Origin of the sequence: Casimicrobium huifangae (genome assembly GCF_009746125.1) — a bacterium.
Taxonomy (GTDB): Bacteria; Pseudomonadota; Gammaproteobacteria; order Burkholderiales; family Casimicrobiaceae; genus Casimicrobium; species Casimicrobium huifangae.
The window spans coordinates 2,662,544-2,687,204 of sequence record NZ_CP041352.1; the positions used below are offsets into that span (position 1 = coordinate 2,662,544).

Below are 24,661 nucleotides of genomic sequence, written 5' to 3' on the forward strand. Positions count from 1 at the left end.
CCAACGCAGCACCTTTGTCAACGCGTCTGCTGTGTCGTCTGCAAGGCCTGCCCGACGGTGGTGGCGCCCGGCGCCATGAACTCGATCAGACCGCCGAACGCCCAGAACAGCACCAGCGCTGCCGCCACTGGCCACAGCGTGCGCCGCACGGCGGTGCCCAACCAGTCGGGTTCGTCCTTCACGTTGGCCCGCTTGTACAGCCAGGTGCCCACACCGCCGTCGATCAGCAGCTCGGCAAAAAAGGTGGGCGCGCTGTACACGGCATAGAACGCGATGCCGAATACGGCGGCCGCCACCACGATCACTGCGATGACGACAATGATGAAGGCCCCGGCGTCGTCGCCCAGATCGATGTCCCCCAGGCTCCAGCTGCTGCTCGATCCACCGCCGGAGCTGCCCCCGCCACCAGACCCGCCGGAACCACCGCCGAGAAGGCCACCGCCGTCGCTTGCCGCCGCACTATCGGCAACCGAGAGTGAATCCGCGAAATCAGCGCTGCCAATCGCGTTGCCCGGATTGCTGCCGGACGCGAAGCCGCTGGCAAAACCCTGCGCCGGCGCGTCGCCGAACGAACCGCTGCTGCCGCCGCCGCCGAAGCGCCCGCCACCTCCGCCGCCCCACGACGAACCGGAGCTGCCTGACCCGCCCGATCCGCTGGAACTGCCGCTACCCGGCAAGTCAAACGACGAACGCGAATCGCTGCGCGCCTGCTGGCGATTGCCGCTGCCCAGTGCGCGTGACGCCTGCTCGTCGGCGCGCGCATTCTGGCGCCGCACCGCCCACACCCAGAGGCTCACCAGCCCAAGGAACACCGCCCAAGCCGCCAGCACGGCGAGCGGGTAGCGCCACTTGGGTGAATTGACGCCGAGATGATGCATCGCCACCGACGCCAGGAAGCCGCAGCCGATGGTCGAGGCCAGCATCATCGACATCAGGAAGCGCGGCGAGCCGTGCGCCAGCAGCCAGGCTTTCGCCCGGTCTCGAGCGCTCATCTGCGTGCGGCCGCCGGCCGTCACGTCACCGTTTGTCTTGACCCGTGTGCGCTTCGCCATTGCTTGCCTCTGCTCTGTCTGGCTGATGGTTCAGGAATGCTCCTGCAGAAGGAAAGACGCCCGTAGCGTCCAGCTCGTGCCAATCCAGGAGTCCGGCGACTTTCCCAGTCACGTATTGTCGGACCTGCGAGGCAACACAGCCAACTGCGGTATCTGAGCCAGCAAACAGCACCTTTTGTTGAAAAAGCCTATCCAATAAGGGCTTAAGCCATCATTTGGTCGTAAGTCGACATTGACGCAAACAATGGGTTTTGACCGTCCGTCACAGCCTTGGGCCCATTGCCGAAAAGCCTTTCCGGATGGCTGTGCAGAAAAGCTGTACCACCCTCACCTCACCCTCGCCGGGCCGCTGCAGTTTTCAACTTGCCCGCAGACGGCGCCGCGTATCGCTATGCTCCTCCTGACCGCGCAGTTGCGCTGGCCATCATCGTTGCAAGGTCCGGAGTAAAGGCAAGCCATGAATCTCGAGAAAGTCATCTTCGGTTTCTTCATCATCCTCGCCTGCACACTCAATTTCGGCTTTTTCATCGGCGACATTGACGAACCCGCACTGCACCACCCGATGGAGCTTGGCGCGGCTGTCGCCGTCAATCTGATCGCCACCGTGCTCAAGTTTGGCGACCGCACACACCTCGGCGCCACCCACCTCGCCACCTCGCTGGTGGCCTCACTGCAGCTCGTCGCCGCCGCAGTGTTCTGGATGGTGCATGTCTACGGCCAGGGGCTGCCGATGGACGGCCCGTCGGTATCCACGGTGGTTTCGCTCTCCGGCGGCGCCCTGCTCGCCAACTTCATCTCGATCATCCTGCTGATTGGCGAAACCTTGCGTCAGGGCCGCTGATACCCGGCCTTGCGCGCTGAAGACGCCACCCCATGAGTGACGTTCTCTTCCTGATCCTGCGCCGCATGCGGGCGCCGCTGATCGTGCTGATCTCGCTCTATGCCGTCACCGTGTCCGGCCTCGCCCTCACGCCCGGCGTCCGCGCCGATGGCACGCGCGAGTACATGAGCCTGTTTCACGCCTTCTACGTGGTCAGCTACACGGCCACCACCATCGGTTTTGGCGAAATCCCCAACGCCTTCAGCGATGCGCAGCGCATGTGGATGATCCTCACCATTCACCTTACCGTGATTGGCTGGACCTACACCCTCGGCTCAATCTTCGCTCTGGTGTCGGACATGACCTTCCGCACCGCCGTTGCCCGCAGCATGTTCACCTGGCGGGTGCGCCACGTCGGCAGCCGCTTTTTCATCGTCTGCGGATACGGTCAGAGCTCCGCACAGATCGCGCGGGCGCTTGATCGCCTGGGCTACCGCATTGTGACCATCGAGCAACGGCCGGAGCGCGCGGCAAAGCTGGTGATCGAGGATGTCTCGCAGCCGCTGATCGCGCTGTGTGCCGACGCCCGCTTTCCTGATGTGCTGCGCGACGCCGGCATTGATCGCCCCGAATGCGCCGGGCTGCTGGCGATGACCTCGCGGGACGATGTCAACCAGACTATTGCCATCGGCGCCCGCACGCTGCGCAGTGACCTGCAGATCATCGCCCGCGTCAAGGACGCCACCGCGCAGCAAAACCTGCTCGCGCTGGGCGGCATTCAGGTGGTCAATCCGTTCGAGACCTTCGCCACCAACCTCGCGCTCGATCTCGACGCACCGGACGTGCTGCGGCTGGAGGAGTGGCTGACCGACTCACCGGACGCGCACTGCCCCAACCGCCTGGGTATTCCGGCCGGGCCGTGGGTGATCGTCGGCTTCGGCCGCTTCGGCCGCGCCATCGCGCGTGTGCTCGATGCCCGGCACATTCCCTGGCGGGCGGTCGACCACCGGGGCGCAGGCGCGATCGACGACGAACAGCATCAGCTGGTCGTCGACGACGATACCGACCGCGCACTCGGCGGCGCCGACATCGCCCATGCCGCCGTCGTGGTGGCAGGCACCGATAACGACGCGGCCAACCTGGCCATCACCACGCTCGCCCGCCGCGTCAGCCCGAAGATCTATGTGGTGATCCGGCAAAACCACGTTGCCGACAGCGTGCTGATCCACGCTGCACGCGCCAACATGCGCTTCGTGCAGGCCGACATCATGGTCCACGAATGTCTGCAGTTGATCAAGGTGCCGCTGCTTGCCACCTTCCTGCGCCGGGTGGCGACGGAGGGCAGCCATATGGCGGCGGCCGTGATCGAGTCCATCCAGCAATCGCTGGGGCGCGGCGCACCACGGGTCTGGACTTTCCATTGCGACGTGATGCAACCAGGCATGTTCTCCGCGTTCTTCCAGAGCGGCGGTTGTCCGCTGCCGCTGCGCCTGCTGCAGCGAGATCCTTACGTCGCGGACGAACCGCTCGCCTGCCTGCCGCTGATGCTCGCGCGCGGCAGCGACCTCACGCTGCTGCCGGCGGCGGAAACGACCTTGTTGCCCGGCGACCGCATCCTGTTTGTCGGCGATGATCGCGCCGAGCGGCTGCAACGCCGATACATACGCGACGTCACCGCTGTCGAGTACGCGCGCAGCGGCGTGGAACCACCGCGCTCATGGTTGTTCCGCGTGCTGCGCGCGCGGCGCGAGCGGGCGGCGCAACAACGGGCAAGCCAGGTCGGCAGGCCCGATGAATCGGCCAGCTAGCGCTGCTTCTGCAAGGTCGCTGGCAACTTCCATCAGCAAATCAGAAGCGGCGCAGTGTCGCTTTCGCCATCCTGATTCCGTATGTCATCAATGACGATGTCATCAGGAGCCAGGCATGTACACACTCCGCATTGATTCAAGCTGGTCACACCAGATCGCCGCCATTCGCGACGCCAACAGTTATGACACAGGGCGTGTTCACACTATTTTTGCGAGTGCGGCGGTCGTATTTTCGATGCACGGTTAGGCGCGAAGGCCGCCGTGGTGCGAGCACCACAAGGACTTCGCAACAACACCGGGCGCGAAAATACGACATGCCCCGAAGGGTTGCCACGAGACGGCGCGTCTGCCGCGTCGCCCTGCTTGGCCGTGGAACCACCACGGCCGGCGCAGTGCTCCTTGCATCCATCGCCGTCTCGTGGCAACGCATCTTGCGAAAATAGTGTGAACACGCCCTGACCTGATCCGCTTTGACAACGGCTTCTACCGTGCCTGCAACGTCACGCCGACGCAGATCATGGTGCAGCTCGTTCCCGAGGGTGGCAGCGCCGCTGACGCCTTGACCCTGCAAATGGGCACGCTGGATTTTTACGTCTCGCTGATTGGCGGCCAGGCGTTCACCCGTTACGCCAGCACCATCGACGCCATGCAGATCGACGCGGCCACGCTCAACAACGCGATTCGTTCGGTGCGCACTGCCACCGGCAGCCAGCGCTTCGAGCTGCAATCGCTGCTTGTCTTCTGTGTTGCCGAGTCGATCCGCAGCGACCTGATCGCCGGCAAGATCGAAGCTACGATCCGCGCATCGCTTGGCCGCCTGCTCGGCGCTGCGCCACGCATATCGGTGGGCAGCATGCTCGCACAGGCACGCGCCTGGGGACAATCGAGTGACGCGGTCTGGGCGTCCCTCGCGCCCGAGGTGCGCTCGGCGTTCAGCAAACCGCCCGCGCAGCGCACTGCTGCCGAGTGAAGCCGCCATGAACGCATCGACGAAACCCGGATCGACGCAGCGCTTCGGCTCACCGCGCGCGGCGTCAAGGTGCTCAAGCGGCCGGGTTGACGCTGCCAGCAAGCGCCTGACGGCCGCAAAGCATGTATGTGGCAGGCCCGTCAGGGGTGACGATATCCTTGACGCGGCGAAACCCGGCCTTTTCATAGCAGCGAATTGCGCGAGCATTATCGGGTGCTGGGTCCGTTTGCACGGTGGTCACCGCTGGGTCACGCAACAGACGCTGCACAAGCGCCTGGACCAGACGAGTGCCCAGGCCTTGGCCGAGCAACGTCTCGTCGGCAATGGATTGGTCGATACCGCGCACACCGGGATCAGTCACCTCTTCCCACCAGCCGTCGCCACTGCCAAGTGCCACGTACGACTGCGCATAGGCAAAAGGCCGGCCATCCAGCAACGCGATGTAAGGTGTGACACGTTCAGCCGCAAGTACACGCGGCAGATACTTCGCCCGCACTTCGTCCATCGATGGCCGCTCGTTCCCCCACCACTCGACAATGTGCGGACGATTCAACCATTCGTGCAGCATTGGCAGATCCTCCTCCCGCATCAGGCGGAGTTCGACGAGGGTAGAGGTCAGGAGCATGTGACGGTTGTAGCCTTGGGAAGCGAAGCGCGTCAAGGCGTTTTACAAAGCAGCCCTGACGCGCTGCGCTCCTCCGGGCTACGGCACAAACCAATCCGTCGTCGCGGCACTCGCCGGGACGACGGTTGCACGAGGGCTATCAGCCAAACACTATTTCGCCGCCCTTCGCATTCACCTTCACCGTCGCGCCAGGAACAAACTTGCCGGTCAGCAGTTCTTTCGAGAGCGGGTTCTCAATCGATTGCTGGATCGCGCGCTTGAGCGGACGGGCGCCGAATACCGGGTCGAAGCCGGCTTCGCAGATCACGTCGAGTGCGGCGTCGCTGAGCTGGAGCTTGAGGTCGAGCTTGGCGAGGCGTTCTTCGAGGCGCTGCAACTGGATTTTTGCGATGCCCTTGATGTTGTCCTTGCCGAGCGCGTGGAACACCACGATCTCGTCGATGCGGTTGATGAACTCAGGGCGGAAGTGGCTCTTCACCTCGGCCATCACCGCGATCTTGATCAGCTCGCTCGGCTCGTCCACCATGCTCTGGATCTTCTGGCCGCCGAGGTTCGAGGTCATGATGATCACGGTATTCTTGAAGTCCACCGTACGGCCCTGACCGTCCGTCATGCGGCCGTCGTCGAGCGCCTGCAGCAGCACGTTGAACACGTCCGGATGCGCCTTCTCGACTTCGTCGAACAGGATCACGCTGTACGGCTTGCGGCGCACCTGCTCGGTGAGCTGCCCGCCCTCATCAAAGCCCACGTAGCCCGGCGGCGCGCCGATCAGGCGGGCAACCGAATGCTTCTCCATGTATTCGCTCATGTCGATGCGGATCAGCGACTGATCGCTATCGAAGAGGAACTGCGCCAACGCCTTGGTGAGCTCGGTCTTGCCGACGCCGGTCGGGCCGAGGAACAGGAACGAACCGTACGGTTTGTTCGGATCAGCAAGACCCGCGCGCGAGCGCCGAATCGCATCGGCCACCAGCGACACCGCTTCATCCTGCCCTACCACGCGCTTGTGCAGAGCATCTTCGATGTGCAGCAGCTTTTCGCGTTCGCCCTGCATCATCTTCGACACCGGGATGCCAGTGGCGCGTGACACCACCTCGGCGATCTCTTCAGCGCCTACCGAGGTGCGCAGCAGGCGCGGTTTGGCCGTCTTGCCCTCGCCCTTGCCGGATTCGGCTTCCTTGAGCTTCGCTTCCAGTTCCGGCAGCTTGCCGTACTGGATTTCGGACATGCGCGCGAAGTCACCACGACGGCGCGCTTCATCCATTTCGAGCTTGAGCTTTTCGATCTGCTCTTTCACGCCCTGAGAGCCCTGCACGGCGGCTTTTTCACCGCGCAGCACTTCGTCGAAGTCGGCGTATTCACGCTCGAGTTTCTGGATTTCTTCCTCCAGCAGGGCGAGGCGTTTCTTCGACGCGTCGTCGGTTTCTTTCTTCACCGCCTCGCGCTCGATCTTCAACTGGATGATGCGACGATCCAGCTTGTCCATCACCTCGGGTTTGGAGTCGATCTCCATCTTGATGCGGCTTGCCGCCTCGTCGATCAGGTCGATCGCCTTGTCAGGCAGGAAGCGGTCCGTGATGTAGCGATGCGAGAGCTCGGCTGCGGCAACGATGGCCGGGTCAGTGATGTCAACGCCGTGGTGGACTTCATACTTCTCCTGCAAACCGCGCAGGATGGCGATAGTGGATTCCACCGACGGCTCGCCCACCAGCACCTTCTGAAAGCGGCGCTCAAGCGCGGCATCCTTCTCGATGTACTTGCGGTATTCATCGAGCGTCGTGGCGCCCACGCAATGCAGCTCGCCGCGTGCCAGCGCCGGCTTCAGCATGTTGCCGGCGTCCATCGCGCCCTCGGCCTTGCCGGCGCCGACCATGGTGTGCAGCTCGTCGATGAAGACGATGGTCTGCCCTTCGTCTTTGGCCAGATCCTTGAGTACTGCCTTGAGCCGTTCCTCGAACTCACCGCGATACTTCGCGCCGGCCAGCAGCGCCGCGAAGTCGAGCGACAGCACACGCTTGTTCTTGAGCCCTTCCGGCACCTCGCCGTTGACGATGCGCTGCGCGAGGCCTTCGACGATGGCCGTCTTGCCGACACCGGGTTCGCCGATCAGCACCGGGTTGTTCTTGGTGCGGCGTTGCAGCACCTGCACCACGCGGCGAATCTCGTCGTCACGGCCGATCACCGGGTCGAGCTTGCCGGAGCGGGCACGCGCCGTGAGGTCGATGCAATATTTCTCCAGCGACTGGCGCTGGCCTTCGGCCTCCTGCGAGTCAACGCCGCTGTCGCCGCGCACGGCGGTGATCGCCGCTTCCAGCGTCTTGCTAGTGGCGCCAGCGTCCTTGAAGATGCGGCCGGTCTCGCTCTTGTCGCCTGCCAGTGCAAGCAGAAACAGCTCGCTGGCGATGAACTGGTCGCCACGCTTGGTGGCTTCCTTGTCGGTCAGGTTGAGCAGTCCATTGAGGTCGCGGCCAATTGATATGTTGCCGTCGCCGCCCTGCTGCCGCGGCAGGCGCTCGATGGCGGCCTTGAGGTCGCGTTCGAGCTTGGCGGTGTTGACGCCCGCGCGCTGCAGCAACGACTTGGTGCCGCCGTCTTCCTGCTCAAGCAGAGCCATGAGCAGATGTTGTGGTTCGATCTGGGTGGCATCGAGACCGAGCGCGATAGACTGCGCTTCGGCAAATGCCTGCTGGAACTTGGTGGTGAGTTTGTCGAAACGCATGGGGCGTCCCTCGGTATGTAATTGTCTGTAGGCAATGTAGGGATTAGCTGCGGCGATTCAACTGATCAGCATCAAACAGGACAATTTGACATACCGACATTAGGGGGACATGTGCGCTGGCTGAAACGGATATTGCTCGGGCTGATCGGTCTTGTAGCGCTGGCTGCCGGCGTCGCTGGCATCTATGTATGGCGCAGCGTTCCGGCGAACACTGCACAGCACGCTCTCAGCCCCGCCGCCGGCAAGATTGGTGACACCGCCATCAGCATTGACGGCGACGGCATCCCTGCCATCGAAGCGAAATCAGAGCGCGATCTGTCGTTCGCCGTCGGCTTCATGCACGCGCGCGACCGGCTCTGGCAGCTCGAAATGCATCGCCGCATCGGTCGCGGCGAACTGGCCGAAATACTCGGGCCGAAGGCGCTCGATACCGACCGCTTCCTGCGCACGCTGGGTGTGCATCGTGCCGCGCGCGCGCAGCTTGAGCGGCTGCCGGCAGAGACGCGCGATCTGCTGCAGGCTTATGCTGATGGCGTGAACAGCTACGTGCGCGAAGCGATGACCGTGCGCCCGCCGGAATTTGTGATTCTCGGCGTGCAACCGGGCACCTGGGAACCCGCCGACACGCTGGCCTGGGCGATCATGATGGCCTATGACCTCGGCGGCAACTGGAGCAACGAATTGCTCCGATTGCAGATGGCGGCGAAGATGCCGGTTTCAAGAATCGACGAACTGCTCCCCGCACAGCCGGGCGACAAGCTGCCGCCGCATGCGGACTATGTGGCGATGTACAAGGCGCTGGGAATTATCCGCAACGGGCTCGCGACGAATGAGTTCCCCTCGCCCCCTGTGGGAGAGGGGCCAGGGGAGAGGGGGACCGTGGCCTTGGCAACGCAGTCATCCCCGTCTCCCCAACCCTCTCCCACGAGGGGAGAGGGAGATGTCTGGCAGTTCCTCTCTGCCGGCATCGAAGGTATTGGCTCCAACAACTGGGTCGTCAACGGCAGTCGTACGACCAGCGGCAAGCCGCTGCTGGCCAACGATCCGCATCTCTCGCTGGCAGCCCCTGCAATCTGGTATTTCACGCGGCAGAGGGCGCCCGGCATCGAGGTGAGCGGCGCCACGCTGCCCGGTGCGCCGTCCGTGATTCTCGGCCGTACCAAAGGCGTGGCGTGGGGCTTCACCAACACCGGCCCCGACGTGCAAGACCTCTACATCGAGGAGATCAACGAACGCGGCGAAGCGCGCACGCCCGACGGCTGGCAAAAGCTTGCCACACGCAGCGAAACCTTCAAGGTCAAGGGCGAAGCGGACGCACAGATCACCGTGCGCGAGTCACGCCACGGGCCGATCATTTCCGATGTCAACGCGCCGCTCGCCGCCGCCATCGATAGCAAGAAGTTCGCTGTCGCGCTGCGCTGGACCGCGCTCGACGCCGATAACCTGAGCGTGCTGGCGGCCCCCGCCATGAACAAGGCGCAGACCGTCGCCGAACTCAAGGAAGCGCTGCGTCACCACGTCGCCCCACAGCAGAACGTGGTGATGGCCGACACTCAGGGCAACACCGCATTCATCGCCGCGGGTCGGGTACCCGTTCGCAAGCCGGAGAACGACATCAACGGCATCGCGCCGGTACCTGGCTGGGACGCGAAGTACGACTGGTCTGGCTATCTGCCTTACGAAAAATTGCCACAGCAGTCAGTAGACAGCTTCCTGGCCACCGCCAACCAGCGCATTCACGGCGACAACTATCCGCACTATCTGAGCGGCGAATGGGCGCACGCGGGTCGCAAGCAGCGCATCGAGGAGCTGCTCGCTGCCAGGCCGAAGCACGATGCGCAAAGCCTGCGCGAAATCCAGCACGACCTGAAGCACACGCATGACATGCCGCTCTTGAAGTGGTTGCCAAAAATCACATCAAAGCACCCGCTGGCTGCCGATGCCCTGCGTGCGCTGAAGCATTTCGAGAAAGAGCCGCTGACCAGTTCGCAATACGACCCGGCTGTTGCTACATTGGTCTACTGGAGCTGGGCCCGCGAGACGACTCGCCGCGCCTTTGCCGACGACATGGGGAAAACGCTGTTCAACGCGATCTTCGGCCGCCGCGATTTCCGCACTGCACTGAACGGCGTACTTGCACGCAACGACGCCTACTGGTGCGACGACAGCACCACACCCGCCAAAGAGAGCTGCGATGACGTCGTCGCTGCCGCATTCGACGCTGCGCTGGACGCGCTGCAGGCCACTCACGGCAAGGACGTCAACACCTGGCGCTGGGATACCACCCACTTCGCGCGCAGCGAGCATCGGCCGTTCTCCAACGTCCCAGTGCTCAAGGAGCTGTTCGAGATCCGCACGCCGACGAGCGGCGACACCTATTCGGTGATGGTCGGCAAGGTGCGCGGGCGCGACCCGGATCCCTTCGCCAATGAATTCGCGGCCAGCCTGCGCGCCGTGTATGACCTGTCGGTGGCCGACGCCAATGCGGCCACCATCATCTATTCCACGGGACAATCGGGCAATCCATTCTCGCCGCACTATCGCGATCTGGCGCGGCGCTGGGGCTCGGGCGGCGCCGGGGCGTACATCGACCTTGGGCACCCTCAGGTCGCAGGGCAAATATCCCTTCGCGGCAGCGCTCCCTGAGCTTCGCCACGGAAGTTTGCCACCTGCATCATCGCCGGCATCTGTCAGCCGCCTGCGGTGCGGCGCTATTCTTCCCAACCATATGCAATTTGTGCTTAACTTGTAAAAAGACTGACACCGTGTGGTCCCTCGACATCGCAGCCGACACTTCATGCCGCGTGCAACCGGAGCATTGCAGGAAAGTCGGGCGAAAAGATGCGTTTCAGAGGGGTTCGCCGGGAGGCTGGCATGCTCAATCCAAATACTGTCTACCGAAAAACTGACGCCGGCATGCATGAAGTGCAAACACGCGACCTGGGGCTGCGTGCCGAGCTGCGCCGCCTGCTGATCCTGATCGACGGCAATACGCCGGTCTCAAGGCTCGCCACGTTTGTGCGCGGTTCGGAGATCGATTTTCTGATTGCAGAGCTCGAGTCCCAGGCTCTGATCGCGTCCGACAGCGGCGTTAGTGTCGCCGCCCAGATGGCACAAACCGCAGCGGCCGACACTGCCCCCGAGCCCACCGAGGCGCAGGTGCAGGCCGTGCGGCGCACGGCCGTGCGCATGCTGCATGAACTTCTCGGCCCGGGCGCTGACACGATGACAGCACGCATCGAGCGTTGCCGCGATTCTCGCGAACTGCGGCAGGCCATCACCGAAATCCGGCAGACACTGGACCGCCATCTCGGCGCCAGCACCGGGCAGAAGTTCCTCGATGAGGTCCGGCGCGCCGCCGAAAATACCCGCTAGCACCGCGCAGTCGTTTCCGCTCGCGCCGGGCAGACACCATCCATCGCTACTGGTCGCAACCGGTCACATCAACGCGAGCGGAGCGCGTTCGACTGCTACGCTTTGCAGTCATGAAGCAGACCCTTTCATCCTTGCGAACAGTTGGCAGCGACAGCCCGCACTTGGCGCCCATTCGCCGGACGGCATACGTCCGCATCATCGGGCTGGCACTTGCCACCGTCATCGCCGCTCCGGCCACGGCCGCCTCACCCACCATTGAATTCAGCAGTTGCCGCCTGCGTGGCATTGATACGGCGGTACGTTGTGCGCAGTTCGCGGTGCCCGAAAGCGCGGTCAATGCGGACAAGACGATCCGCATTCACGTCGCCGTGCTGCCAGCGCTGGCGCGAAAGGCCGAGCCCGATCCGGTGTACTTCTTCGCCGGTGGTCCCGGGCAGGCAGCCAGTGACATCGGGCCGCTGGTGGCGGCACTGTCGGATTTGCGCAAGAAGCGCGACATCGTGCTGGTTGACCAGCGTGGCACGGGCAAAAGCAAAACGCTGACCTGCAAATCGCCTTCGGCCGACACCTCGAAAGCCGACCCGATCACCGCAGCCTTCTCGACGGCCGACGGGGCCGAGCGTGCGGAGTGGGCGGGTTGCCTGGCAACGCTGCAAGGCAACCCGGCAGCGCATCGCACCGACGACTACATCGATGATCTGGAAGCAGTGCGCAAGGCGCTGGGACACGTGCGTATCAACGTCTGGGGGGGGAGCTATGGTTCGCGCGTGGCGCTACGCTACCTGAAGCGCCACCCGGCGAGCATCCGTACGGCTGTTCTCGATGGCGTTGCGCCCACCACCCTGCGGCTGCCGGACGATGCGCTGGCGACGTCGGAGGCGCAATTGCGCGCCGTGCTCGCTGCCTGCACTGCATCCAAGGGCTGCAACAAGGCCTACCCCAATGCGCTCGCAGCGTTTGACCGCCTGCTGGCTGAGCTGCGCAGCAAACCGCCGACGGTCAGCCTGCCGCATCCGGCCACCGGCAAGCCACTACAGGGCGTGATGAGCGACCGCAAGCTGATGTCGCTGCTGTGGCCCCTGCTCTACAAGCCGGAGAGCGCGCGATTGATTCCAGCGCTACTGGGTCAGGCAGCGCAGAGTAACTTCGCCCCCTTACTCAGCACACTGGCGGCCAGCTCAATAACGGAGGGTGATATTGCCGTGGCGCAGCGCTTCGCGGTGATGTGCGCCGAGGACATGCTGGGCCGCAGCCCGGCGCCCAATCCGCGTTTTCAGGCGCTGACCGATCTGTTCTACAGCTTCTGCAAGGACTTGCCGCACGGCAAGGTCGCACCGGAATTCTTTGAACCCACCACCGGCGATGCACCTGTCCTCCTGCTCTCAGGCGCCGCGGACCCGGTGACGCCGCCTGCACAAGCCGAACTGGCCGCGAAAACACTCGCGCGCAGCAGACACATCGTTGTACCGAACTCGGGCCACATCGTGTCGCCGCTACCCTGCCTGCGCCGCGTGATCGTCAAGTTCGTCGAGGCGGGTGACATCGCTGCAGCAAAGGACAACTGCGAAGCCGATCTGAAGCTGCCGCCACCGCTGTTCTACGTGTCGCCGCTGGAGGCAAGGCCATGATCGAGGTCACCGCCCTCTGCAAGCAGTTTGAAGTGCGTGAGCGGCGCTCCGCCTTCGCCCTGCGCTCCACCACCCGTCGCGTCACTGCCGTCAACGATGTGAGCTTCGTCGCCCGCGATGGCGAGGTAACCGGTCTGCTCGGCCCCAACGGTGCCGGCAAGACCACCACGCTGCGCATGCTGTCCACCCTGTTGACCCCCGACAGCGGCAGCGCCCGCATCGACGGCCACGACATCGCGCAGGGCCGTGCGCAAGTGCGTCGGCGCCTGGGCGTGCTGGGCGATGCCAAAGGCCTCTACTGGCGGCTGACGGCGCGCGAGAACATCGCCTACTTCGGCCGCCTGCACGGCCTTGCCGAAAGCGAAGCACGGCAGCGCGCCGACACGCTGATCGACGAGCTTGGTCTGCATGCTCTCGCTGACCGACCCACACAGGGCTTCTCGCAGGGTGAGCGCATGAAGGTAGCAATCGCCCGCGCGCTGGTGCACGACCCGCAAACGGTGCTGCTTGACGAACCGACCAACGGTCTCGACATCATGTCCACCCGCAGCATGCGCGACTTGATCCGTGGTCTGCGGGACAAGGGCAAATGCGTGCTGTTTTCCAGCCACATCATGCAGGAGGTCGCTGCGCTCTGCGACCGGGTAGTGATCATCGACAAAGGCACCGTGGTGTTCAACGGTACGCCCGATGAGGCGCTGGCAGCGACCGGACTGTCATCGCTGGAAGACGCCTTCGTCAAACTGATCGGCAGCGAGGAAGGGCTCTTCGCATGAGCAACAGCAAGCAAAATTCAATGTTCAGCCTGACACGACTGTTGCTGGTCGCACGCAAAGAGTTCAGTGATCTGCTGCGCGACCGCAAGAGCATCTTCTGGGGACTGTTCGCAGTCGCAATCTCCGGCCCGCTGGTGGTGGGGATGATTTACTTCGTCGCGCAATCAGTCACCGAGCGCATCGAAAAAGTCACCGCACCGATTGTCAACGCCCAATTCGCGCCCGATCTGGTGCGCTTTCTGGAGCGCGGCGGCATCAAGGTCGAGGCCGATCCGGCGGATTACGAAGCGCGGGTCAAATCCGGAGATCTCGATGCTGTGCTGGTGATTGATCCAGACTTCGCCGCCGCCTATGCCAGCGGTCGTGCCGCGCGCATCACCCTGGTCACCGAATCGAGCCGCGACCGTTCGGCACCGGTGGCCAGCCGGCTGGCTCGCGCGGTGCGCAGCTGGGCGGAATACGTGGGCAACGAACGACTGATTCTGCGCGGCGTCGCCCCGCAGGTCGCCCGGCCAGTGCAACTCGACGACCTTGATCTCGCCACGGCGGAGCAAAAAGGTTCACGGATGTTGCAGATCATGAGCTTTTACGCGCTCTTCGCCGGCCTGATGGGCGCCATCGCTGCCGCGCTTGACGTCACGGCGGGCGAGCGCGAACGGCAGACACTGGAGCCGCTGCTGGCCACGCCCGTCACAGTACCCGAACTCACGATCGGCAAGTGGCTGGCCGTCAGCGGCGTCAACCTGATCGCGGTGTCGGTATCGTTGCTTGGCTTCGTGCTGGCGCTGCAGGTGGTGCCGATTGACCGCCTTGGATTGCCGTTCAGCTTTGGCCTGCGTGAGTACGCTGGCTTCATGGCCGTGCTGGTGCCGTTCGCCTTCATGGTGCCTGCGGTGCTGCTCGCCTTCGGCGCCGCCGGCAAAACCGCCAAGGAAGCACAGAGCTCGCTGCAGTTCGGTGTCTCGATGATCGGCCTTTTGCCGCTGATGAGCTTCTTCCGTCAGACCAAGGCGCCGTGGTGGGACAAATGGGTGCCAGTCAACGGCCAATACGCCGTGCTCAGCAAGGTGTTGCGCTCAGAGACCATCACCAGCAGCGACTGGCTGGCAATGATCGTCATCCCCGCCGCGATCTGTGCGGTTGCGCTTTTCGTCTTCAGCCGCCGGCTCGGCGACGAAAAAATGCTTGCTGGAAAGTGACAGCTTTTGACTGAAAAGCCCGTTTCAATTGGGCTTGAAAGCAGAAACCATCGATAGTCGAGTTCTGGCTGAAGCTGCCTGTAAGCCGCGTTGATATTGGGCTTTACAGCGAAAGCTGTTTCAGGATCGCCGCAAATTCCGCGCTGAACTCTGGACGTTCGAGCCCGAGTTTCACGGTGGCTTCGAGATAGCCAAGCTTGGTACCGCAGTCATATCGACGGCCCACCGTTTCCACCGCGTAGACAGGTTCGACCGCCGCCAGGGTGGCGATGGCGTCCGTGAGTTGAATCTCGCCGCCACTGCCGCGCTTGATCTGCTTGAGATGCGCGAAGATGGATGCCGGCAGGACATAGCGGCCGATGGCGCCGAACTGCGAGGGCGCCTCGGCGGGTTTCGGCTTCTCGACGAACGCGGCCAGACGCATGGCGTCGCCGTCGGGATGTTTGACGGTATCGGCGATCTTGATGGCACCGTAACGCTGGATCGAATCGCCCGGCATGTAGTTGACGCCGATCACGCCACCGCCACCGTTACCGGCGCCGCACAGCCGCGTGTAGACATCGGCGAGCTGCGCCGTGGAGCCGCGCGCACCGGGGCCGCTGTCGGTGGCTCGAATCAGCTCATCGGCGAGGATCACTGCGAACGGTTCATCACCGACCACGGGCTGCGCGCAGAGCACCGCATGGCCCAGGCCGAGCGCATCGCCCTGGCGCAGAAAGATGCAATTGATGTTGGACGGAATTGACGCCTGCAGCTCGTCGAGCAGCGCCTGCTTGCCAGCGCGTTCCAGCTCGTTCTCCAGCTCGTAGGCGCGGTCAAAGTGATCCTCGATGGCGCGCTTGTTGCGGCCGGTCACAAAGATCATGTCGGTGATACCCGCCGCCGCCGCTTCTTCCACGGCGTACTGGATCAGCGGCTTGTCGACGACAGTCAGCATCTCTTTCGGCATCGCCTTGGTGGCAGGCAAAAAGCGGGTGCCGAGACCGGCGACGGGGAAGACAGCTTTACGGATTTGAGTCATCGCGGGCAAATTCAGGTCGAGGATTTGATGAGATCAAGAAATTCGGATTCTTGCAGCACCGGGATGCCAAGCTTCTGCGCGTCGTCAAGCTTGCTGCCAGCTTCCGCGCCCGCAACGACGTAGTGCGTCTTTTTGGACACCGAGCCAGAGACCTTGCCGCCGGCCGCTTCGATCATCGCTTTCGCTTCGTCGCGCTTGAGCGTGGGCAGCGTACCGGTCAGCACGAACGTCTTGCCTGCGATCGGACTGTCAGCGCTCGCGGCCACCGGTGTCGCCACCGGGGCGAACTCGAAGCCGCAGGCGAGCAGGCGCCCGACTGCGTTGCGGTTCTTCTCGTTGGCGAAGAAATGCGCGATGCTGGCAGCAACAATTGGCCCCACGTCACGCACGGCAAGCAGCGCATTTTCATCAGCAGCCATCAGCGCCTCGATGGAACCGAAGTGGCGCGCGAGATCCTTCGCCGTGGTCTCGCCAACGTGACGGATACCCAGCGCGAAAATGAAGCGGTGCAGCTCGGCCTTGCGTGCTGTCGCCAGCGCACTCACGATACTGGTCGCAGATTTTTCACCCATGCGGTCGAGCGCCGCAAGCTGCTCGCGCGTAAGACCAAAAAGGTCCGCCGCTTCATGCACCAGATTGCCGTCAACCAGTTGCTCCACCAGTTTGTCGCCCAAGCCCTCAATGTCCAGTGCACGCCGCTGCGCAAAATGCAGCAACATGCCTTTACGTTGCGCCGGGCAGATCATGCCGCCGGTGCAGCGCGCAATGGCTTCACCCTCAGGCCGCTCGACCACCGAGTTGCATTCGGGGCATTGCGTGGGCAGCTCGAATTCGACCGTATCCGCGGGCCGCTGTTCAACGACTGCGCGAACCACTTCGGGAATCACGTCGCCCGCACGGCGCACGACCACGGTGTCGCCCACGCGCACGTCCTTGCGCCGCACTTCGTCGAGGTTATGCAACGTGGCATTCGATACCGTTACACCACCCACGAACACCGGTTCCAGCCGGGCCACCGGGGTGATCGCGCCGGTACGCCCAACCTGCACCTCGATCGCCAGCACTTTAGTCGTCTCCTCCTGCGCAGGAAACTTGTGGGCAACAGCCCAGCGCGGCTCTCTGGTCACGAAGCCAAGCTGCTCCTGCCAGTCACGGCGATTGACCTTGTAGACGACGCCGTCGATATCGAAGCCCAGGCCGTCACGGGCGGCGCCAACCTCGGTGTGAAAGGCCGCGAGGGCGTCGGCGCCTTGCACCACGCGGCGGCGGTCATTCACCGGCAGCCCCAGCGCGGCCAGCGCATCGAGCACACCCGCCTGTGTGGGCGGCAAATCCCAACCCTGCACTTCGCCCAGGCCATACGCGAAAAACGTCAGTGGCCGTTGTGCAGCGAGCTTGGGATCTAGCTGACGGATGCTGCCCGCCGCGCCATTGCGCGGGTTGACCAGCGTCGGCAACCCCGCCGCACGTTGCTTCTCGTTGTAGCGATCAAAGTCGGCCCGCGTCATCAGCGCCTCGCCACGCACTTCGAGCACCGGCGGAGGGGAGTCGGTGCGCAAGCGCAGCGGCACATTTTTGATGGTTCGAGCGTTCTCGGTGACCTCTTCACCGATCTCGCCGTCGCCACGCGTGGCCGCGCGCACGAGCAAGCCATTTTCGTAGCGCAGCGAGAGCGCGAGGCCGTCGAACTTGAGCTCGGCGAAATAGTCCACCGGCGGATCGCTCTCGGTCAGTTTCAGCTCGCGGCGCACCCGCGCGTCAAACGCCATCGCGCCTGTGACCGTGGTGTCGGTCTCGGTGCGGATCGACAGCATCGGCACCGCGTGGCGCACCGTCGGAAACGCATCGAGCGCCTTGCCCCCCACGCGCAACGTCGGCGAATCCGGCGTCTGCAACTCCGGGAACTGCGCCTCCAGCGCCTGCAGCTCACGAAACAAGCGGTCGTACTCGGCGTCGGTGATGCTTTTCGCTGGGTCCGGGTTGAGCGCGACGTAATACTGGTGGTTCGCCTCGACAAGTTGCTCGCGCAACGTCTGCGCGCGCTTGAAATCGGCTTCGGCGGCGAACATGGCAGCGCCCTGCTCAGCCAAACAGTGAGCGTGCAGTGTCCGAGCCCGGCTCGATGCCGGCGCCAGCCAGCGCATCCATTGCGGTCTTCACTTCGTCGCGCATCGCTGCGAATTCAGCCTCGTCGAGCGCTGCACCTTCGCTGGTCTTGAGATCGGCGCCCAGCAGCTTTGACAGCGCTCGCAGGCTCTGCCGGAAAACGTCGAACCGAGCCAGCGGCTGTGTCAGCCGCACCGGCTCCAGCACGCAGCGCAGCGCAGCGATGTTTTCAGTTCGCAACCGCTCGGGCGTGAACGGCCGCTCGAAGCCATCAACCGCGTGAAAGATCACCGCGTCGGATTCAACCTCATGGTAGGCAAAGCGGCCATCTGACTGCAGGCGGAAGCCATTGGCCTCCAGGGTGCCGCGCAGCTTGGTGCCGGGCCACTGGCCACCATCCTTCTTGACCAGATAGGCGGCCGGAATGATGTCCACAGCGGCAAGGAAGCTGTCGAGTTCAACCGCGCGCGCAGGGCCGTCGCGAAAGCCATGAAACTGCGCCTCGGCACCTTGCGCCGTGGCCAGCTCAGTCAATGCAAAACGCCAGGCATCAATATCGGAAGCCTCAATCGGACCCGCCCGTGACGCCAGCGGCAGTGCCAGCACCAGCTGCTGCACCGAGCCGACGTGCATTGGATCAAACATGTCCCACGGGCTTTGCCGGAACAGTCGCACCCACGCCGTTGCGCGACCCGCCGCCGCCACAAAGGGAGCGGCATCAAACGGGCCGCCGGTCAGATTGACGACCGAGGCGTGCACGTGCAGGCGCTCGTCGAACGGCCACTCGGATTGCAGACGCGTACGCGGCGCAGCGGCGGGTTCTGCCTCTCCACTGTGCTGGGTAACCCCGGAACTTGCGGGAGGCGGCGTGTCTGCAGCTACCCCCGTATCCGGCGGCAGCTCCTCTGGCTCGATCGCGGTCGGCGGATCATCCGGTTCCAGGCGGACGCGGGGCTCCCATGCCTGCGCAACCGCCGGATCCAGCGTCGGCTCCGCTCGTCCAGGCAGCGTGGCGCGTGGGGCAGTTATTGCCGGCTCCTCGACGTCAGTCAAGAGCGGGGCTCCATCGTCCTCTCTCGTGCCGCGCGAACTTGACAGATCAGGTTTTGCGCTCTGGTCACGACGCCCGAGCCGTCTGGTCTGCCACCAGTGCCAGACGAACAACAATGCCACGACAAAAGCGCCGATGGCGATCAGACCGATTTGCAGCGAATTCAACGTCGCGCTCCCTGACTGCAGCGGTTCGACGTGAGCAGGTATCGCAGCGGCACTTAGGCGGCCTCCGCCATGCGCATGGCCTGCGACACGTCAACTCCGACGATGCGTGAAACCCCCGGTTCATTCATCGTGACACCAATCAATTGCTCCGCCATCTCCATAGCAATGCGGTTGTGCGAAATGAAGAGGAATTGTGTCGCAGCCGACATCTCGCGCACAAGACGGCAGAAGCGCTCGGTGTTCGGGTCATCCAGCGGCGCGTCAACCTCATCGAGCAGGCAGAACGGTGCCGGATTCAACTGGAACAGCGCGAACACGAGCGCCGTCGCGGTCAGCGCCTTTTCGCCGCCGGACAGCAGATGGATCGACGCATTGCGTTTGCCGGGCGGCTGCGCGACGACCTGGATACCGGCGTCGAGGATTTCCTCACCAGTCAGCACCAGTTTGGCGTGACCACCGCCGAACAGCGTCGGGAACAGGCGGCCGAATTGCTCGTTGACCTTGTTGTAGGTGTCCTGCAACTGCGCGCGGGTTTCGCGGTCGATGCGACGGATCGCGTCTTCCAGCGTCTGCACCGCCTCGGCCAGATCGCCTGCCTGCGCGTCGAGGTAAAGCTTGCGCTCGGAGGCCTGCTGCAACTCTTCGAGCGCAGCCAGGTTCACGGCACCCAGCTGGGCGATCTCGCCGTCAACCCGCGCCACCGTGCGCTGCAGCTCGGCTGCACGCGGCGCCTTTTCCAGCGCCTGGGTGAGCCATTCGGCATCCACCTTGAGCGTGGCCAACTGCTCCTCGAACTGCGCGAGATTGACCTCGGCGGAGTTCTGCCGCAGGCGTGCATCCTCAATCTTCTTGCGGATCGGCTCCAGCTCCTGCTCGAGCTTCAGGCGTTGCTCGTCGGCCTCGCGCAGCGCCGCGTTGGCGGCATCCACCGCCTCGCGCGCCGCTTTCAGTGTGGCTTCGCGTTCGACGCGAACATTCAGTTGCGATTGCAAGCCTTCTTCCAGCGGCGTCAGCAGGATGCTGCTCTGCTCAGTCAAGAGTCGCGCGACATCAGCGTCGAGCTCCTTGATCTGTTGCTGGTTGGCCGCGATGCGGCGCGACAGATCCTGCACGCGCTCTTGCGCGGCACGCTCGCCATACATGGCGTCGCGCAGCGCGATTTCCGCGCCGCGCAAAGCCTCGCGTGCCTTGACCAGCGCGACATCCGCTTCATTGCGCACGCCGCGCTTGATCTCACGGTCGGCGTGGGCCGCTCCCCGCTTTTCGTCAGCAATCGCAAGCGCTTCGACATGCGACTGCACATGCTCCTGCTCGGCGGCGATGGATTCGCCGATCTCGGCAAGTTCGTCGGAAATCTGTTTGGTGCGCTCAGTCGCCTGCGCGCGCGCCTGCTCGATCTGCAGTCGCTCGACTTCGAGGTTGTGCACACGGCGCTGCACGCTGACAATGGCGCCGCGCTGCTGCGTGGCCTGCACGCGCAGGTCCTGATAGCGCTTGTCGGCATGGGCAAAAGCCGTCTCGGCCTTGCTGGCCGCAGCTTGCGCGTCGCTCAGATGGGCCGCAATTTCGGTGAGCTCGCGTTGCCGCGCCATGGCGCCATGTACCGCTTCGTCCGGGGCAAACCAGGTGATGCTGTTGGCACCGACCAGATGGCCCTCACGGGTGACGATTACCTCGCCGCTTGCGAGCGAAGCCCGTACCGCCAGCGCATCGGCTGTCGTCTCGGCAACCCGCACGCCATGCAGCCAGTGCGCCGCCGCGGATGCGATGGCCGGGTCGTCGGCGCGGACGTGCGAGGCCAGTGCGTGCTCGTGAGCGTATGCCGTGGCTGCGCTATGGCCAGCAAATACCGTCAGCCGCGCGGGCGGCACCGGCAAGCGCATCGCTTCTTCGAGCGACGCAACCGGCAATGCGTTCAGGCGATCCCGAAGCACGGCCTCAACCGCGTCTTCCCAGCCGGCATCCACCTTGAGTTTCGACCAGAATTTGTCGCCGCGAATCTGGTGCTCGTCGAGCCAGCGCTGCAACTGGCCTTCACCACGATTGCCGAACTTGGCCTGTACGCTGCCGATGGCATTCTCGCGTGCCCGCAGCTCACCGAGCTTGCGCTGGGCGACATCAAGTTCAGCGCGGCGATGCGCACGCTCTTCGTCAGCATGAGTAGCTGCGGCCTCGGCCTCCTGCGCCGTCTGCTCGGCAGCTTCGAGCTCGGCGCGCTCGCCCTCAAGCTGCTCATCGATGGCAATCAGCTCGGCGTCCTCCGGCGCATTCAGGCGTTCGCGCTCCTGGGTGAGACGAAGTTGGCGCGCCTGCAACTGGGCAATGCTTTTCTCGGTGGTGGACTTCTTGAGCTGCGAAAGCTGGGCTTCGCTGTCGATCGCGTTGATCGCCTGCTGCACATCGGCGAGCGCGGTGGACGCCGCGCGCAACGCCGTCTCTGCCAGCGGCAGCGCAGTGCCGGCGGTATCGACGAATTCTTTCTGTTCTACGTGCTTCGCGGCAGCAACGGCGACCGCATCGTTCGCCTCGGCCAGCGCCTCGTCGAGCTGCCCGGCCTGCTCCTGTGCGTTGGCAAGGCGCGCCTGTCGCTGCGCAACTTCCTGCGCCACGCGCTGCGCACGATCACGCTCGAACGAGAGTTGCTGCTCGATACGCGTGACTTCGGAATTGATCTCGTAGAACGCGCCCTGCGCCGTGTGCTGCGCGTCATTCTTGGTGAAAACGTCCTGGCGCAGTCCTTCGAGCTGCGTCGCCAGCGCCTGCACTTCAGTTTCTTTCGCGAGCAGCGCAGTTTCGTTCTCGCCGAGCACGCGCACGGCGGACTCACGTTGCTTGACGGCCTCTTCGCGCCGCTGCGCAAACAGCAGAGCCTGGCTTTCGAGCTTTTCTTTTTCCAGCTCGCGATAGCGCGCGGCAATCTTGGCCTGGCCTTCCAGGCGCTCCACCTGCGAGGTCAACTCGGTCTGGATGTCGTGCACACGGGCGAGGTTTTCGCGAGTATCGCCGAGGCGACCTTCGGTCTCCTTGCGCCGCTCCTTGTAGCGCGAGACGCCTGCGGCCTCTTCGAGGAACACGCGCAGCTCTTCCGGCTTGGCCTCGATGATGCGCGAGATCATGCCCTGCTCGATCACCGCGTAGGCGCGCGGGCCGAGGCCGGTGCCAAGGAACACGTCGAGAATGTCGCGACGCCGCACCGCCTGATTGTTGATGTAGTAGCTGGAGCCGACATCGCGTTGCACCACGCGCTTCACCGACAGCTCGGCGTACTGGCTCCATTGCCCGGCAGCACGGCCGCTGGCGTTGTCGAACACCAGCTCCACGCTGGCGCGTGCGACGGGCTTGCGCTCGCCGCCACCGTTGAAGATGACGTCGTCCATCGATTCGCCGCGCAGCGCGGACGCCTTGCTTTCGCCCAGCACCCAGCGCACGGCGTCAATCACGTTGGACTTGCCGCAGCCGTTGGGGCCGACAATGCCGACGAGCTGACCGGGCAGTGCAATGGTGGTCGGGTCAACGAACGACTTGAACCCGGAAAGTTTGATCGATGTAAGGCGCATTGAGCGTTGGGACAGGTGAGCAGTGAGCGGAGAACAGTGAGCAGCGGGAACCGGACAGCCGCGTCGCGCCCAGCGATAAAATCCAGTCGATTATAGGTGCTGCACCGCGCCACCTAAGCCTTTGAAATTGCAAGAAAAACATGTCTGAACGTCAACCTTCGAACCCCTCCGCGCCGCAAACGCACCTCGATGTCTTCCCGAATCCGCATCCGGGCCGGGATTATCTGATTCACATCCAGATTCCCGAGTTCACCTGCCACTGCCCGCTGACCGGCCAGCCGGACTTCGCGCACTTCACGATCGAGTACATCGCCGACGCCACCTGCATCGAGCTGAAGGCGCTGAAAATGTTCATGTGGAGCTTCCGCGACATCGGCGCCTTCCACGAGAAGGTCACCAACGACGTGCTGGACAAGATCGTCGCCACCATCGCGCCACGCTTCGCCCGCGTCACCGCCCGCTGGAACGTGCGCGGCGGGATTTACACCAACGTGGTTGCCGAGCATCAGGCGCCAGGCTGGAATCCGAAGCCAGCCGTCGATCTGACGCGATTTGGGTTGGCCAATCCGGCGGCGGTTTAGGCGCCGCTACGTTAATAGCTCCGGGCTGAAAGCACGATTCAGCAAGGGCTCAGCACCAAAAAGCAGGCAAAGTCGACTTTTGCTTATTCGTTGCCCTTAGCCCAATCGGAATGGGGCTTTCCGCAAAAAGTCAATTGCGCGAAATACGCCTCGACAAGCGTTCAGGATGCCTTGGCCGGCTTGGTGAGGACGCCCCTCAGCGCGTACGCCAGTGACCACACGCTGGAGGCGTACATCCGTGAGCGGTTGTAGCGCGTGATCACGTAGAAATTCTCGAAGACGAGCCAGTATTCGTCGCTGCCGTCGGCACGATCCAGCGAGATCAGGCCCACCTGGGCGTCGTCGGCGGGTAGCGTGACGTCACTGTCCTTCGCCGTGATCCTGACGCCGGCGGCGAGATAGTCCTTCAGCGGTTTGCGCGGTGCCAAGCCGCCGTCAAACGTCGCGATGATTTCCGCCGACGGTTTGGCCACCGGCAACATCACTGGCTCGCCGCGCTGCCAGCCGTGCCCCGACAGGAATGACGCCACCGAGCCGATGATGTCCGCCGGCGAATTCCAGAGGTCGATCTTCTGGTCGTTGTCAAAATCCACCGCCCAGCGCCGGTAGCTGCCCGGCATGAATTGCGGCCAGCCCATCGCGCCGGCAAACGAGCCAGTGAAGTCGAACGGCGACTTATTCTGCTCGCGTGCCAGCAGCAGCAGATCCTTCAATTCACCGCGAAAGAAATCCGCCCTGCGCGGATAGTCGAACGCCAGCGTGGCCAGCGCATCGACGACGCGGAAATTGCCGGTGATACGGCCATACACGGTCTCGACGCCGATGATTGCCGCGATCACATGCTCCGGCACGCCGTAGGCATGCGCCGCCGATTCAAAGCTCGCGCGGTTGGCGCGCAGAAACTCGCTGCCACGCTGCAGGCGGTCGCCACCAATGTGCCGCGGCCAGTAGATGTGCCACGGTGTTGGCGCCCGGATCGGCGCGTCCATCAGCGCGACCACGCGATCGAGGCGCCGGATTTTGGCGAACGTGGCATCAAGCGACGCCGCATCAAAGCCATGCTCCGCCACCAGCTCGGCCTTGAGTGCCGCGACCTCGGGCCGATCTCGAAAATCCTGCGCGGCAGCAGGTGAAACAACGAGACACTGAGCCGCCAGCGCAAGGGCGGCAGCAATCGCAGAAGACGGGCGCAACATGGCAGAGATA

Annotated in this window: 17 protein-coding genes; 9 read left to right on the forward strand and 8 right to left on the reverse strand. The window is 63.9% G+C overall.

Going from position 1 to position 24,661, the window contains the following annotated elements:
- Positions 1-17 precede the first annotated feature (17 nt).
- The gene (locus FKL89_RS12050; RefSeq protein WP_156862983.1) at positions 18-1,052 is read right to left on the reverse strand and encodes a hypothetical protein; all 1,035 of its coding nucleotides are present in this window, start codon (positions 1,050-1,052) and stop codon (positions 18-20) included.
- Positions 1,053-1,509: 457 nt separating this feature from the next.
- On the opposite strand from FKL89_RS12050, the gene FKL89_RS12055 reads away from it, so the two are divergent.
- From FKL89_RS12055 to FKL89_RS12065, 3 genes are all read left to right on the forward strand, one after another.
- Positions 1,510-1,893, forward strand: a complete 384-nt coding sequence (locus FKL89_RS12055) for a DUF6394 family protein (RefSeq protein WP_156862984.1) — start codon at positions 1,510-1,512, stop codon at positions 1,891-1,893.
- A gap of 32 nt (positions 1,894-1,925) precedes the next feature.
- On the forward strand, positions 1,926-3,680 hold the full coding sequence (locus FKL89_RS12060) for an NAD-binding protein (protein WP_156862985.1): 1,755 nt from the start codon (positions 1,926-1,928) through the stop codon (positions 3,678-3,680).
- A 517-nt stretch (positions 3,681-4,197) separates the two neighbouring features.
- Complete coding sequence (locus FKL89_RS12065) at positions 4,198-4,650, forward strand: hypothetical protein (RefSeq protein ID WP_156862986.1); 453 nt, start codon at positions 4,198-4,200, stop codon at positions 4,648-4,650.
- A gap of 73 nt (positions 4,651-4,723) precedes the next feature.
- Here FKL89_RS12065 and aac(6') read toward each other — a convergent pair whose 3' ends face one another.
- Positions 4,724-5,275, reverse strand: coding sequence for an aminoglycoside 6'-N-acetyltransferase (aac(6'), locus tag FKL89_RS12070; RefSeq protein WP_156862987.1), 552 nt, complete (start codon positions 5,273-5,275; stop codon positions 4,724-4,726).
- A gap of 139 nt (positions 5,276-5,414) precedes the next feature.
- Complete coding sequence (gene clpB / locus FKL89_RS12075) at positions 5,415-7,994, reverse strand: ATP-dependent chaperone ClpB (protein WP_156862988.1); 2,580 nt, start codon at positions 7,992-7,994, stop codon at positions 5,415-5,417.
- Positions 7,995-8,105: 111 nt separating this feature from the next.
- Between clpB and FKL89_RS12080 the strand changes: the two genes are divergently transcribed.
- The 5 genes from FKL89_RS12080 to FKL89_RS12100 all read left to right on the forward strand — a co-directional run bounded on the left by FKL89_RS12080 (position 8,106) and on the right by FKL89_RS12100 (position 14,972).
- The gene (locus tag FKL89_RS12080; protein WP_162527503.1) at positions 8,106-10,640 is read left to right on the forward strand and encodes a penicillin acylase family protein; all 2,535 of its coding nucleotides are present in this window, start codon (positions 8,106-8,108) and stop codon (positions 10,638-10,640) included.
- Between the two features lie 228 nt (positions 10,641-10,868).
- On the forward strand, positions 10,869-11,369 hold the full coding sequence (locus tag FKL89_RS12085; protein ID WP_156862990.1) for a hypothetical protein: 501 nt from the start codon (positions 10,869-10,871) through the stop codon (positions 11,367-11,369).
- 110 nt (positions 11,370-11,479) lie between these two features.
- On the forward strand, positions 11,480-12,997 hold the full coding sequence (locus FKL89_RS12090) for an alpha/beta fold hydrolase (RefSeq protein ID WP_156862991.1): 1,518 nt from the start codon (positions 11,480-11,482) through the stop codon (positions 12,995-12,997).
- Positions 12,994-13,773, forward strand: a complete 780-nt coding sequence (locus FKL89_RS12095; RefSeq protein ID WP_156862992.1) for an ABC transporter ATP-binding protein — start codon at positions 12,994-12,996, stop codon at positions 13,771-13,773. The genes FKL89_RS12090 and FKL89_RS12095 overlap by 4 nt, the downstream gene beginning before the upstream one ends.
- Positions 13,770-14,972, forward strand: coding sequence for an ABC transporter permease (locus tag FKL89_RS12100; protein WP_156862993.1), 1,203 nt, complete (start codon positions 13,770-13,772; stop codon positions 14,970-14,972). The genes FKL89_RS12095 and FKL89_RS12100 overlap by 4 nt, the downstream gene beginning before the upstream one ends.
- Before the next feature lie 103 nt (positions 14,973-15,075).
- Here the strand turns inward: FKL89_RS12100 and FKL89_RS12105 are convergent, their stop codons facing one another.
- From FKL89_RS12105 to smc, 4 genes are read right to left on the reverse strand one after another with little or no spacing between them, the layout of a single operon-like run.
- Positions 15,076-15,993, reverse strand: coding sequence for a UTP--glucose-1-phosphate uridylyltransferase (locus tag FKL89_RS12105; protein WP_156862994.1), 918 nt, complete (start codon positions 15,991-15,993; stop codon positions 15,076-15,078).
- A gap of 11 nt (positions 15,994-16,004) precedes the next feature.
- A complete protein-coding gene (ligA, locus tag FKL89_RS12110; protein WP_181955194.1) occupies positions 16,005-18,062 on the reverse strand; it encodes an NAD-dependent DNA ligase LigA in 2,058 nt (685 codons plus the stop codon).
- 13 nt (positions 18,063-18,075) lie between these two features.
- Complete coding sequence (locus FKL89_RS12115) at positions 18,076-19,317, reverse strand: cell division protein ZipA C-terminal FtsZ-binding domain-containing protein (RefSeq protein ID WP_156862996.1); 1,242 nt, start codon at positions 19,315-19,317, stop codon at positions 18,076-18,078.
- 53 nt (positions 19,318-19,370) lie between these two features.
- On the reverse strand, positions 19,371-22,874 hold the full coding sequence (smc, locus tag FKL89_RS12120) for a chromosome segregation protein SMC (RefSeq protein ID WP_156862997.1): 3,504 nt from the start codon (positions 22,872-22,874) through the stop codon (positions 19,371-19,373).
- A gap of 140 nt (positions 22,875-23,014) precedes the next feature.
- Here smc and queF point away from each other — a divergent pair, with 140 nt between their 5' ends.
- Complete coding sequence (gene queF, locus FKL89_RS12125; protein ID WP_156862998.1) at positions 23,015-23,455, forward strand: preQ(1) synthase; 441 nt, start codon at positions 23,015-23,017, stop codon at positions 23,453-23,455.
- Between the two features lie 161 nt (positions 23,456-23,616).
- On the opposite strand, the gene mltB is transcribed toward queF, so the two are convergent.
- Entirely contained in the window at positions 23,617-24,651 is a 1,035-nt protein-coding gene (gene mltB, locus FKL89_RS12130; protein WP_156862999.1) for a lytic murein transglycosylase B, read from the reverse strand.
- Between the last annotated feature and the right edge of the window lie 10 nt (positions 24,652-24,661).